The following is a 13,704-nucleotide window of genomic DNA, read 5'->3' on the forward strand; positions in this document are numbered from 1 at the left end:
TGGAAACATCAATCGAGAATGATTTCATCTTCATCTTCGTTTTGAATAGAAGGTGTGGGAGATACATTTTCTTGGGTAGGAGAGCTTTCAGACGCAGGAGATACAGGTGTATCAGAAGATGGAAAACGATAGCCCTGACCAAACACTTGAAAAGTGTCCCATCCAAAAAGAAGTAAGTGAAATGATTTTCTCTGCACGACAACTTTTCGTAGATATCCTCCTTGTGTTTTAGAAAGAGCGTCGTCAATTGCTTCATACGGTGTTGGGGCAAAACCTAAAGGTAGTAGAGTGAGCCAAAATCTTGAATCACTTCCCTCTATTTTCCCTAACGAGCGGCTTCTTTCCTCAGATAATTCGATATTCTCTAGATGATGTTGCGTTGTCGATACAATAGACAAATTCATATATTTGTCGTTAGAGCATCCGGTGATAAAGTAACACAATGTAAAAAATAAAAGTAAATTTTTACCAGACATTTGTTCCTCCCTAATTCTGATAACGTACAACCCGTCTGCCTGTTCCATCAATACTGTAACTTCCATAACTAAACAAAAGAATGGACCACCAACTAGAAGACAGTTCGGCGTTTTCAATAAAATCTCCCTGACCGTTGTTCAGAGCGTTGTCAATTGCATATTGTATGCGTGGTGCTTCTCCAAAAGGTATAAACAAAAACCACACGCGACTAGAACTCCCACTGACTCTTTGCGCTTGAGATTCACTGGTAAATACCAACGTATTGGAATCACCTAATGTACGCGAAGAAATAATGGAATACTCCGCCAACTTGGATGAACATCCTGATGCGAATATCAACAACACGATGAGTAAAAAATTGGTTGTTTTCACATGTATCCTTTCTTTCAAATTTTAACGAAAACTAATCGTTAGACTTTTTTTCTTTTTAGACGTGAGTGGCTTGCGCACAAATTGCATCCACTTTTTACCGTTTCCCTTTTCCTGCGCCATGAAATAAACTTTGCGAAAAGAAAGAAATTTCCCTTTCATACTTAAGAATTTTTTTCCTTGGGCGGGAACAATGACTTTCATTTTTTTTCCACCAAATACATCTGGACTACGCAAAGTCACAACAACATCTCGAAAGCGAAGATTTTTGAATTCTAAGTAGAAGGAATTATAATATGTTGAGCGTTTTCTTATGTCGCGTTTTACGTGGAGTGGAGCATTCGAGGAGGGGTTCTCTTGGTATTGGTGATCGGTGTTGTATCGTTGAATAGATTGATCTATTTGATTTCCTACAGCCTCTACAATTTTGGCTGTTCCCTGTAAAGCTATTCTTAATTGTCTTTCTTCTTCTGTTTCTTGTCTTTGCGTTTGCCTTTGTATTGGTGTTTGTGTTTGAACATGATGTTGGTTGTAATGACGATTTGTCGGTTGGAATTTATTTGAGGATGTAGCTGTATTGGGATGTAGTACTATCTGCAATCCTCTAGTGTTTGGTATAAAAAGTTTTTTGAAACGTACTACTTGATTAGTCTTAGGGGATTTTATTTCTTTTGCGAAACGCTGAAATAAAGTTTTTACGTTTTTAATACGGCCAGGACTGTTACCTTGCCATATCAAAGAATTTATACGGTTGAAAGCATAATAATATACATATTTTCCCGTTTCACGCGTAACTCTTAGATTCTTAGATGGATGAATGACAAATCCTTGTTGGATAGGCCTTTTGCCTGGTGGTTGATAACCAAGAATGACATAAATTCTTTCATTGGTAGGGTTGTGAATGTAAATGAAAGATTTATTATGCTGATTTTTACTTGTTTGCTGATTAATGTTATTTTGTCTTTGTAAATCTCTCATTACATATTTCGCTTTGCCTTCCGCATTTTTTTCTAACGTCATGTTACCATGTATATCGATAAGACCGCTAATACTGTCTCTAAAGCGGTGAGTACTAGTAATTTTAATTTTATGAATGTTATTAGAGTTTTCAAAAGTCGTTTGAGAGGCTTCATAGAAATATCTTTTCATAAAATTATCGATACCACCTGCTTTTTTATACTGAACAGCGTGCGCTAGCTCGTGTAGCATCAAACGTCGATCCTTCTCCTCTGTCCATGTTATGTGTCCTCTAAAAAAAATATCATAGCCAATCGTAACTGCATCTTGTAGATCTCCTGTTCCCAAATTTATTCCTTCGGCATATTGTACTTTTGCTAGATTAATATCACGATAATAATTTTGTATTTTCTTTATAAACCAGTTCGGTAAGCGCTTTTTTCTCCCGTTAGCTTGATTATTAAGAAACCTTATGTATGTCTTCCAAGGCTTACCTTGAGCAAAATTTGAAAGAGTCTTTGCTCCATTTTTTAGGTCTCTCCGTACATGATTGGTGGTTTCTTTCCCTTTTTTTATTACATGCTTATTAGCTTCTTCCAATTTTTTTATGGGATTAGCTGGTGGCTTTAACTTTTTAAGATCAAAGTCCGAAAAAATAAAATTAAAGCTAAAGAAAAGAAATAGCACGAGTGACTTACTCATATTCAAATTCATAATAACCTTTTCTTTTAAATTTTTTGTTTAATACTAAATTTGATTTTAAATTTTTTGGAAACAAATCTTTGGCTTTGCAAGTAGACAAATAAAATTTTATTTTATCCCAAGTCGCTCATACCTATGTGTAACTTTAAACCTTTGATTTCGCAAGATCGGAGATTCACGAATTCTAATACAACATATTCGAAAAATTACGAAATCGAAAATCAGAGTCGAAAAACGATTCATACTTTTCATACGTAGGAAAGTTTATCCTCCAAAACTTCGCGACATAGTCATGTTCCACAGAGGCAAAGTTTTCTTCATCGAGAATACACAAACCCGTAACGCTTTTTTTATGCCCAGAGAAAGTCGCAATGGCTCTTCTGTGTTGTAAACTCCAAATTTTAATGGTTTTGTCTTCACTGGCAGACAGAAGATATTTTCCATTGGGAGTAAATTTCACTTTGTAAACCATCTCCTCATGACCACTTAAATTTGCAATAGGATTGCCAGATTTGGCATCCCATAAAATAATGGATTTATCCCAACTGCCTGTTGCCAGTAGCTTACCATCAGGGCTAAGATCTATACTGCGAATGACACTCGAATGCCCGGAGCGTTTGATGACATCATTTGTTTTCCAACGCCACATCATCAGCTTTTTATCGGTGCTGACGGAAAAAATGGTATTTCCATCAGAGCTAAACCGTAAATCTTGTATCCACCCAGTATTTCCCTGCAAATCCTTAATCCACTTTTGCGTTTTTATACTCCACAATTTGATTACCTTATCGCGACCAGCAGAGGCGAGTATCTCATTTTTAGGGTGGAAGCATACGCTTTCCACCCGGTCTTGGTGAGTAAAAGTCATGAGAAGCTTTTGGCTTTCTACATCCCACACGCGAACAGTTTGATCAGCGCTCGCCGAAGCAAGGTATTTTCCGTTTGCGCTAAAGGCGATTTGGTTGATGCGCTTTTTATGTCCTTTTAGTATCGTTATGTTGTTGGGATCTTTCCACAACTTGATATTCCGGAGGTTTTTGCTAATGGCGGCGTAGAGATTTCGTTTTTTATGAAAGATAATGTCAATAACGCAGTTGTCAATCGAACGGTGATTTTTGGCAACTTCTATTTTCCACGACTTGATGGTGTTATCAGCGGCAATCGAAAATATACTGCGGCTATTCTTTGCGAAATGTATGCTGCGAATCGTTTGCGAATGACCACTTAGCTTTGCAACTAAAGACTTGTTTTCGAGGTCGTGTATGTAAATTTTGTTGTCTTCTCCTGTATAGGCGACAAGACGATTGTCAGGGCTAAAACAAACGACATTCAACCAATTTCCTCGTGGACATTGCCAGGAGTGAATTTTTTGTTTAGATGTCACATTCCACAAGTGAAGGCGTTTTTTGTTTTTCTCATTTTGTCCAAGAACAACACAAAATTTTTGATCCGTACTCGCAAAAGCGTACATATATGAAAGGTCTTCTTGGATTTGTTGTGAGATCTTTTTGGTTTCGGTATCCCAAATGATTACTTTTTTATCGGTAGAGCAAGTTAGCACCTTACCGTTGTTTATAAATTTTGCCATACCAATGGGATGGCTGTGCTCGAGTTTGTTGATTAACTTGTGGTTGGCAATGTCCCAAATTTTTACCGTTTTATCAGCGCTGGACGATAACAGCATGTTGTTGTGGCAATCAAAACTCGTAATTTGTCCATTGTGCGCGGTAAAGGTTTTTTGCTGTTTGTTATGTAGATTCCATGAATAAATGCGGTTGCCATAAGCAAAGAAAAATTGTTCGCTCTTTGTGCCAAAACGGATAATATTTACACTCCTACCAAATCGGCCATATGAAAATCGCAGAGGCTTTCCTGTTTTGGTATCCCACACAAAAATGATATTGCGACTAACGGCTCCTAACTTTTTACCGTCGGGACTTAGGGCTATAGCCAGTGGCCAATTAGAAAGACCATGAAGAGATAGAGTACTTTTTCCACTCTTTGTGTCCCACAACCGAATGCTTCCTGAACTATAACCGACAGCGAAAGTTTTTCCATCCTCGCTTAAAACGGAACGTACAGGTGTGCCGTAGTAATTTTTATAGTCTCGAAGAGGTTTACCGGTATTTAAGTCCCACAGCCCTATCGTATAATCGTTGTTTGCGGAGATTAAATGTCGTGGAGTAAAAAGAAGAGCTTGGGTGGCGTCTTTGTGTCCATGCATAGTATGTCGTAGCTTTTTGTTCGATAGATCCCAAAGGCGAATTGTTTTATCTCCACAAGCCGTGGCCAGAATGTTTTCTTGTGAAAGAGCAAGTTTTCGTACGATATTGGGGTGAGAAAATGTATGTCGTAATTTTTGGGTTTTAAAATCCCACATTTTTACAGTTTTATCGCGGCTGGCGGACAGTAAAAACGAATCATTTCCGATAACATGGTTCACTTGTTGTTTGTGTCCGATGAATTCTTTTTGTTTACCTGTTTTTATGTTCCATGTAAAAAATGTATTTTTTTGTAGCTTGGTAAACGCCAGAGTGTTTTTGCTGATAAAGCTCAAGCTAGATATGTTGATGTGGCCTTTTGCAGGAAAAGAGCGTTTATTTTCATAGGTTTTCGTATCCCAGAGATGTATATTGCCATCAGTATCCGCGGAAGCTAAATATACTCCATCTGGAGATAATGCCAAACTGGTAATATGCTCGGTATGCCCGGTTAGTTCCATTTTTTTGCTGTGCGTTTTCAGTTCCCATACAATGAGCGCATCGTCACCAGCAGAAAACAACACCTCTTCTTGTGGATGAAAACACACCGCATTTACTTTCTCTTTGTGTCCATATAAAACAGCACGAAGTTTACGCGACTGTAAATCCCATAGTTTAATTGTTTTATCACTACTTCCGGAGGCAAGAAGGGTATTTTGTTGGTTTTTATCTATACAAGTCACTGCACCTGTGTGCTGAGAAAAAGCCGCGTTTTGCCACTGCAACGTACAATGGAGATTAGAATTGAGTAGGCGATAAGCCTCAAACCACTCTTTACTATAATTTTTCAAAAATTTGGATTTTCGTGCGGGAGTTTTGTCGACATTTGCAAAATTCGTTGCCCGAGCCATCGTAAAATGAGCCGTAAAGAAATCTTTTTCCTCATACAACTTTTTGGCATTTTTTAACAATAAAAGCCCCTGCTGATGCCTTTTTTCTAAACGATCTTTATGATTAGCTATGTGAACTTTTCCCGTAGATGTTAGCCACTCATAAATGACGCCTTTTTCGATCCAGTAGTCCATTTGTTGTTGCTGAGTGTTTGCATCTGCAAGTTTCAGGTTTTCCAGGCGTTGCACATAATCCTTGACGTCATTTGGTAACTCTTGTTTGTCGATTTGTTGCCAATCGCGGATGTAGTGTTTTTCCACCAGATTTTTGAGGACATCCATAGATTGTGGCGTGGCAAAAAAAGACATTTTCCCCAAGCAACTTAACAATAAACGAATCTGAGAAGATTCCTGGTGATTGGTATTTGCGAGTAACTGTGTTATTGGAAGAACAAATGCTTGGACCTCGTTTACTTTTTGCGCAGGAAATCGTTTTAGCATATCACGGATAAATGTAACCGCTGCTACTTGTGTTTTCACACGCGACTCTTGAAGTAATTTACCTACGTGGGGCATGGCACTTTTTGTCAAGGCGAGGCGTTGCTGTTGTGGTTGTTCTAAAATAAAACTTTTTAAAGCTTCACAGGTGGCAATGCGAATATCCGCATAGCTTTTTTCATCGAGATAGAGCGGTGCGATTAACTTCGGATTCAAAACCAAATCCTTGGGAAATAACATAAAGTCGCCATCTCCGGCAAGACTACTATAACGTGGAGCCTGCGACGCCTGAATACGACGGTCATTTACCAAGTTACTCATCATGTAATAGCCAAGATCAGAGGCCAGTTGAATACCATCGGCACGCCCGGCAAGACCTTTTATTGCCTGCAAGAAAACTGCCGTAAAAGGCGAATGTTCCCCTTCTCCTGTCAGTTGTGCATATCGCGTGGAGTTGCTCAATTGGTCTTCGACGGCTTCGCTACCCGTTCCTGCCGTAATTACTTGGAAAGAACGGCGTGCAAATACACGATCAATATTCTCTCCACGACCAAACAAAAGCTGTTGATCGCGATAACCTTGTAGTTGTGGTCGGTGGGGGTTTTGCAACAAGGAACCAGAAAAACAACTGTCCAAAACCATCAATGTGTGATGCGCCTTGACTTCAGATAATGTATTCGCAATTTTTGCCAAAGGATAACCCGAGTTTTTTGGACTATCTCCCAAAACAAAACTTCCTGGAATCCCATGTCCCGCGTAAAAGAAAAACAGCGACTCGTATTTGTTTTCTACTTTTATACGAGAAATACACTTTTCTATCAACTCCCCTGTGACAAAATGCCTAGGATGAACAACAACAATGTTTTCTTTATTTAACCGATGCCGGTAAGTTGTATATACATTATTGCTTGCGATCTCTTCTAGGTAGCGTAAAGGATAAATTTTTTGCGGAAGTGTATCGGTGATTAAGGTGATGTTGTGGTAACCATAACGACTTGCCAAAACCGCCGCAATCTCGGCAGCATCGTAAGACGCTCCATGCAAAGAAGGGTGATGTTTATAACGATTTATGCCAACAATAACAGCATGGGAACGATTGTAGCGCAACTTCTGACGAAAATCCTGGCTCAACCCCAAAACAGTAAGCCCACCAAAATTCTCATAGCTCTTTTTCGCGATAGAGCGCTGTTTGTTATGCGTTGTTGATTTCTCTTGTGCTGTTTGCATGATATCGGGTGTAATCTCTGCAATCGCAACGAATACAGCATTAAACAACCGTGTGTCGTTGTCCCTGAGGGCTTTTTGTAAAACCGTTTTTAAAAAAGGAATCGCTTTTTTTGCTTGTGGTCCAACCGCTTTTAACTTTTCTATCGCAAAAAAACACTGATCTGGATTTTGTAACTGCGTAATCCAAGCAGAAATTTTTTCGTCATTTTGTGAAAATACACAACTGCTTAAAAACAAAACATAGATGAAGATATTTTTCATGTTGCACTCTTACTGTTATTGATCTACTTGCAAATGGATTGATTGTCATATTCCGTTTCTTTACATTTAGATAAATATACTCATTTATTGCTAAATATCAAATAAATTAAATAAGTTAAAAGGAGTGTGTGATTACTCTCATGGATTTGATGGTCGTCTTGTATAACCAATAAAAATGAACCACAGAGCAGGAGTTTCAGTAATTAGCTAAAGATTAGAATTAACAGAAGAAAGAAGAAAGGAGAGTGATGCAACTGTTTTAATTTAATATAATTAGGGGAATTCAAAATTCAAAAATTCAAAAATTAGTTTCCTTTTTAAGGATATAAAAATGGAAACAGGAATTCCCCTGATAGATAGAGTACAAGAAATATATCCGTGGTACAAGAGTGAAGAGTATAAAAAATTGGAAGAAAGATATGGTACGAGAGTAAAAGAAACTCTAAATGAACTGATACTTTATCCAATATTTCAATTTGATAGTATTAATGATATTTCACAAACGTTACAAAAGAACAAAAACAAATATTATGATCTTTTGAAAGACAAAGATGTCGATTGGTGGCAACTAATCAAAGAAATAAGCTTTGGGCTATTAGTAACGTTCTTAAAAAAATACAGAAGCAAAAAAGAGAAATCGTCAAAGAGTCGTTGGAAAATAAGACTAATTTTAGACAGCACGATAATAAAACGCTGGGGAAGAAAAATGGCATATACATTTAACGTGTACAATCCAACAGATAGGTGCTACATGCATGCGCAAAAATTGTTATTTTTTGCTGTATGCGTAGGAAAAGATAAATTCATTTTTCCTTTAGCCCCCACTTTTATTACATCGAAACAGCACCCTAATCATGTAAGTCCAAAAGTGCAAATAAAACAGATGCTTTTAGAATTAAATAATTATGTACATGCCAACGGTCTTACTCTTGATGGGGTGCGCATGGTTACCGACTCGGAATACTCCATCATTGAAGTTATGAAACTAGCAAAGCAACTTGGTCTTGAATTCTATGGAGCATTAAAGTCTTCGTGGGTTGTTAATATCGATTCTGTTGATACTCATGTTTTAGAACTTAAGAATGGTTGTATTCCTAAGCCTCCGAAGCATAGTCATTCGATCGGTTTGTACTATCGTTTAAATGCATCGCATAACATTCTCGGCGATATTGCTCTGTTAATTAAACCCTACTTTTGCCCATTTACTCGTCGGCTTAAATATTCTGTTTTTCTCTCTTCTAACCCCAATGTTAACTCTAATGTTATACATCAAGAGCATTCTGTTAGATGGAAGATCGAAAACATGTTTCGCGACTTTAAGCATGTTCTTGCCATTGCTTCTTATCATGGAACTTATCATGTCGCACAAAATGCTTCTTTTGCCATCAGTTCTTTACGTTTTATTTTTGCTCGTCTTTCTTTGAAAGTTGCTGCTCTTTCTCCTTCTTTGCGTTGGAATATCAAAAATACTAAATTTACTCTTACTAAACTTTCTCGTTATATTCGAGATCATTATTTTCTTGATTCTAAATCATTTAAATTAAAACGGTTGCAGTACTCTCCCCTTTCTTCTGTTAGGTAACTCCTACTTATCCGACTACTACGGAAACTTCTGCAGAGGTCGCAGAGAAATTTTTTTCAAAAAAAAGATTTAGAATGTTGTAAGTCACTATGAATGTAAGGTTTGTTTGATTTTTGAAAGAATGATGTTTCTGCTGGTTTTTTATAATTTTTTCTCTGTGATCTCTGTGGTTTTATACCAACCACCAAAACGTTAGAGATCTGCGTCGTATTGAAGAATAAAGAGACTATGTGCGAAAGGAGATATGACGTGAATTCAAAATATAAAATATTAATTGTTGACGACAAGTGGGAGAATCGCTTTTTTTTGCGAACTATTATGGAAAACATACCTGCGATTGAATTACTAGAGGTAGAGAATGGCAAAGAAGCCATCGATGCGTGGCACAACTGGCAACCAAATTTGATTTGGATGGATATGTGCATGCCGATTATGAATGGTTTCGAAGCGACAAAGACTATTCGCAAATTGGATACTTCTTGTAAGACAAAGATTATCGCGATTAGCGCTTTTTCATCTAAAGAGGATCGGAAGAAAATCTCACAATTAGGCTGTGATGATTTTGTCAAAAAGCCATGTCGAATTGTCGAAATTCACAACTGTTTGAAACGCCACGTTCCCGAGATCATTTTACCCAAGGACGATTAAATATATTTTACTTTCCATTTACTATCTGACTTAAGTATGGAAATATCAATATCAGCGGAGGAGACTATGAAAATTTTAGCCATACAAGCCATTAATTTCTATCAGAGATTTATATCTCCATACAAAGGTTTTTGTTGCGCACATAAAGTTCACCATAAGCAAGAATCTTGCTCTCAGTATATAAAGCGACAAATTTTAGAAAAAGGATTATGGAACAGTCTAAGACTTGCAGGCTTAAGGTTTCGCGAATGCAAAGAGGCTTCTATTGTTCTAAATAGTAGCATCGAAAACCAAAAATATGAACAACCGCGAAAACAAGAAAAGGCAAATGGATATCGCGTAAAAAATCGTTTGACCACTTCCAACTGCAACACAACTTCATTGGCATGCGAGACGGCTGATTGTTGCTTTATTGCCTCGATGTTCCGATTTTTTTAGAGCTTATCGAGGTAAAGATATTTGGGGAATACATTTGGAAATGGTTTGCGATTAGGATGGTATATTGTTCGTGCGCCAAGATTTTTGCAATGGGCAATCCATTGCAATCCACTCGATTAAGGTTTATTACGTTACTAAAGGAAGAAGAGCATAAAATTGAAAAATACTCAGAAATACATGGCAAAGTAACCGTTCTCCACTATTGACAACTTGTTTTTTATAGAAAATAGGTAGGAGCAATGCCGTGAGAGGAAAAGCGAAAAGAGACCAAAAATAAATAACCATTTCCAACACATGTCCCACCACCAAAGGTAAATTTAACAAGTAACCTAACTTGAAATATATTCCCAGCTCTAAGTTTTTTACGTCGCAGTATGACCAACCAGACAGTAAGCACACAATAACAACATGAGTAACAAGCAAAGTCAGTGATATTTTATTCCATCGCTTCATTTTAACTCCTTTGAAAAATTTGTTTAAAACGCCATTTGCTTCCTCATCGAAAAGATGCTGACGATTCTGTTAATACTTATCAATACGACATTACTTGTCAAAAAAAAATAGGCCGTGTCGTATTGATTGTAAAACGAAACTCTTTTTACAATTCTATTTAGGAGCGAATCATGTCAGATAAAACTAGATTGCAAGAAAAGACACCACCAGAAAATAGAGAAGGAAAAGAAGTAATATCGATATTTGAAAATTTGTGTCAAGAGCTTATTTCCTATGTGTTGCACTGTTTTGATTTAGCTTGCTCTTCATTGGTATACATTGTGTATTTTGTCTTGGTAGTTTTAATAATGATATCGGTATCTTTGTTTATAACGCTTCTATAAGTAAAAGACGGAGGACATTAACGGTTTTAAAGCAAACGCATAGCCAATAAGTAAAAGGTGAAAAGTTTGTTGCAAAAAATCAAGGAGTTAACTATGTCGAAGCAAAATAATACTGAGACGTTTTACAAAGTAATCACAATGTTTTTATTATTTTTTCCACTGATACTATTTTTACCTCTTTTGACATATGGAGTTCCCAACCAAACGACGACTTTGATTTTACTAATATGCGTTTCTTGGAATTTTGTATGGCATTTATTGTGGATAAAATATGAGAAGGTAACTATGGCAGCAAAAATAATCATTTTGCTTGCCCCCATTTGCTTTTGGTTTGATATATGTTTTTTGGGGTGGCGCACTTATTCTCAGGATATTTGCCGTGGCCGAATGAGGTGTGAATTCGCAGATATGCTTTTTTTTGTTCGCAATGGAAAAAATACACATCTTATCAACAAGTGGTTGGGAGAAACCGCTCCTCATTGGACGCACTCACATATTGGTGGTTCACCTTTTTCGTTAGTTGTTGATGGAAATGAACGAGTAAACACACATTCAATTGTACATCAATATTATCTCCCGCGAATTCTGAAGCTGTTGCCACATGATAACGCACGAAAACAAGTTTTACAATGCGTTTGCGATTCCCAAAATCAATTACGCTTTTATCAGGGATTATTGATGGTCTGCGTGATGGAATGGGGATTTCCGGAGAAAAAAACAGCAGAAGAGTGGTGGCAAAAACACCAACACTTTTTTATCCATGAATCGGATGGATATGAAGCCGCTAAAACGGTAGTAAATTGGCGTCTCAAAATAGAAGAAATCACCAGGAAGAAATTTGGCCTTCGCGATAGAGGGACGGAAGTCGAAGTGCAATTGAGAGCGATTGAGTATTTGGAGAACGGTTATCGTACAAAAGAAAAAAGCTTTGTTCGAGAAATCGCGGAAGATATTATAAAACCTTATCATCCTGTAGAGCCACAATGGTGGAAATAAAATCTACCAAACTAGAATTATACGATGGTGTAACTCTTAACTACATACTCTTTCTCAGATATGCGAGGACAAAATTTTAAATAAGCAATTAAAATAATAGCGAATAACTACCCTCTAATATCAATCAACACTTGTTTATGCTAAGAAAGCTTAATAGATTGGGCAAAATGCTATTGAAAGTTGTCTATTGTTTTACCAGGCTTCTTCTTCCCACATATCTGTATCTTCGTTTTGTCTTTTTTCTTCTGCTTTGATAGTCTCTTCAACCTGTTTAGGAGTTTTACCTTCAAGAAGAAGTTTCACTCTTTTTGGGGTATTCTCTTTTGCTTTAGTGGCAACATATGTGCTTTTTCCGCATTTTTTTGCCAAACGTAAATAGCAGCAACAGTATCCAGATGTCCCTTCTCTTTTGATTTTGACAGTAGCATTACATCTACTTGAGTAAAGCTACTAGTGTTTTCTTTTATGTATGCAGCTTGCAAATATTCCCCCAAAATTTGGAGTGCAGATTCAATTGCTTGTTTATCTTTCTCTTTTTGGAGAAAATATCTAATAGAAGGCAATGCCTCTTCTCGCAGTTTTCTTAACGCCATTCCTGTAACAATTTTAACATATCTATCAAGATCTTTTAGTAACGGACTGGTGTTCTTGGCCCAGATGCTTATCCCGATATATTCACTGGACAGCAAGCTATTCATCCCAAATATGTCAGAAAATGGTTCGAGTATTTGTGGTCTAGGCTCAAAGTGATGATCCTGCGGTAAAAGCATTTGTCTTGGGCTACATGACTCATGGTGCCGGAGATATGTTTGGGCATACTTTTATTACCCATTTTTCAGGGGCCATTTAGTTTTGCAGAGTACAATGCTGTTAAACACTTTGTGGTAGAAAGCTGTGTGGCAAATAGGAACCGCCTTTAAAAACCTATAATGCTAGCATTACAGGTGTTGAAGACTTTATTTACCAAACCTTGATCAATGCCCATCCCGATTCTCATTTAAGAAAATATCCTCAAAATACTAGTGCCAGACTCGAATGTCATTCAGTTAAGCGAAGGTCTATCAGTTCGAACTCCTTACAAAATAAGCAAGCGATAAACATTCCGATGTACCGCAGACTCTAACATAAGAGTTATTATCTTTGAATATGGAAATCGTACTATTTATCAATAGGACGGGAGAATTTTTCAAATGTACATTTATTAATTACTTAGATCAATAAGTTTTCCTATTAGAAAAAGTATAATGCATGTACCAAAAAATATGAGGGGGTTATCAGTAATTTCTAAACTGTGGTTTATTAGACCGAGAATAAAAATAATAAAACCAACGAAAACAATAACAAAAAAGACGGTCAGTACAAGATTAAAGGTGTTACTTCTCATCTCAGAGAAAACATCACGTCTATTTTCTTTCATCTTTTTTTGTAATTCTTTTATTTTGGTTTGTTGTGCCGTGTAGCGTGTATCTAGTTTTTGTATATCTTCTAATTGCACACTGGCGATACGAGTATCGCCATTTTCAAAAGCTAAGGTGGCAAAGGATAGTCGTGCTTCAATTTCTCCTTCTTCTGCTTTTTTATTTTCGCTCCAAAGATCTAGTGCATTTTTAAATCCAAAAATA

At 37.1% G+C, this 13,704-nt stretch carries 11 protein-coding genes; 5 read left to right on the top strand and 6 right to left on the bottom strand.

Going from position 1 to position 13,704, the window contains the following annotated elements:
- Window positions 1–8: 8 nt before the first annotated feature.
- The 4 genes from UABAM_RS22395 to UABAM_RS22410 all read right to left on the bottom strand — a co-directional run bounded on the left by UABAM_RS22395 (window position 9) and on the right by UABAM_RS22410 (window position 7,582).
- Entirely contained in the window at window positions 9–476 is a 468-nt protein-coding gene (locus tag UABAM_RS22395) for a hypothetical protein (RefSeq protein WP_151970225.1), read from the bottom strand.
- A gap of 10 nt (window positions 477–486) precedes the next feature.
- On the bottom strand, window positions 487–849 hold the full coding sequence (locus UABAM_RS22400) for a hypothetical protein (RefSeq protein WP_151970226.1): 363 nt from the start codon (window positions 847–849) through the stop codon (window positions 487–489).
- A gap of 21 nt (window positions 850–870) precedes the next feature.
- Window positions 871–2,505, bottom strand: a complete 1,635-nt coding sequence (locus UABAM_RS22405; protein ID WP_173013499.1) for an eCIS core domain-containing protein — start codon at window positions 2,503–2,505, stop codon at window positions 871–873.
- A 184-nt stretch (window positions 2,506–2,689) separates the two neighbouring features.
- Entirely contained in the window at window positions 2,690–7,582 is a 4,893-nt protein-coding gene (locus UABAM_RS22410) for a WD40 repeat domain-containing protein (RefSeq protein ID WP_151970228.1), read from the bottom strand.
- Window positions 7,583–7,913: 331 nt separating this feature from the next.
- Here UABAM_RS22410 and UABAM_RS22415 point away from each other — a divergent pair, with 331 nt between their 5' ends.
- The 3 genes from UABAM_RS22415 to yidD all read left to right on the top strand — a co-directional run bounded on the left by UABAM_RS22415 (window position 7,914) and on the right by yidD (window position 10,250).
- Window positions 7,914–9,164 (top strand): hypothetical protein, encoded by a 1,251-nt coding sequence (locus UABAM_RS22415; protein ID WP_151966752.1) that lies wholly within the window; start codon window positions 7,914–7,916, stop codon window positions 9,162–9,164.
- A 249-nt stretch (window positions 9,165–9,413) separates the two neighbouring features.
- A complete protein-coding gene (locus UABAM_RS22420) occupies window positions 9,414–9,812 on the top strand; it encodes a response regulator (protein WP_173013500.1) in 399 nt (132 codons plus the stop codon).
- 66 nt (window positions 9,813–9,878) lie between these two features.
- A complete protein-coding gene (gene yidD / locus UABAM_RS22425) occupies window positions 9,879–10,250 on the top strand; it encodes a membrane protein insertion efficiency factor YidD (RefSeq protein WP_173013501.1) in 372 nt (123 codons plus the stop codon).
- Window positions 10,251–10,376: 126 nt separating this feature from the next.
- Here yidD and UABAM_RS22430 read toward each other — a convergent pair whose 3' ends face one another.
- Window positions 10,377–10,703, bottom strand: coding sequence for a hypothetical protein (locus UABAM_RS22430; protein WP_151970231.1), 327 nt, complete (start codon window positions 10,701–10,703; stop codon window positions 10,377–10,379).
- Window positions 10,704–10,873: 170 nt separating this feature from the next.
- Between UABAM_RS22430 and UABAM_RS22435 the strand changes: the two genes are divergently transcribed.
- Together UABAM_RS22435 and UABAM_RS22440 are read left to right on the top strand one after the other, a co-directional pair.
- A complete protein-coding gene (locus UABAM_RS22435) occupies window positions 10,874–11,086 on the top strand; it encodes a hypothetical protein (RefSeq protein ID WP_151970232.1) in 213 nt (70 codons plus the stop codon).
- Between the two features lie 93 nt (window positions 11,087–11,179).
- A complete protein-coding gene (locus UABAM_RS22440) occupies window positions 11,180–12,082 on the top strand; it encodes a hypothetical protein (protein WP_151970233.1) in 903 nt (300 codons plus the stop codon).
- Between the two features lie 299 nt (window positions 12,083–12,381).
- Here UABAM_RS22440 and UABAM_RS22445 read toward each other — a convergent pair whose 3' ends face one another.
- Complete coding sequence (locus UABAM_RS22445) at window positions 12,382–12,852, bottom strand: hypothetical protein (RefSeq protein ID WP_151970234.1); 471 nt, start codon at window positions 12,850–12,852, stop codon at window positions 12,382–12,384.
- Between the last annotated feature and the right edge of the window lie 852 nt (window positions 12,853–13,704).

The sequence above is a fragment of the Candidatus Uabimicrobium amorphum genome, assembly GCF_009002475.1.
Lineage (GTDB): Bacteria > Planctomycetota > Uabimicrobiia > Uabimicrobiales > Uabimicrobiaceae > Uabimicrobium > Uabimicrobium amorphum.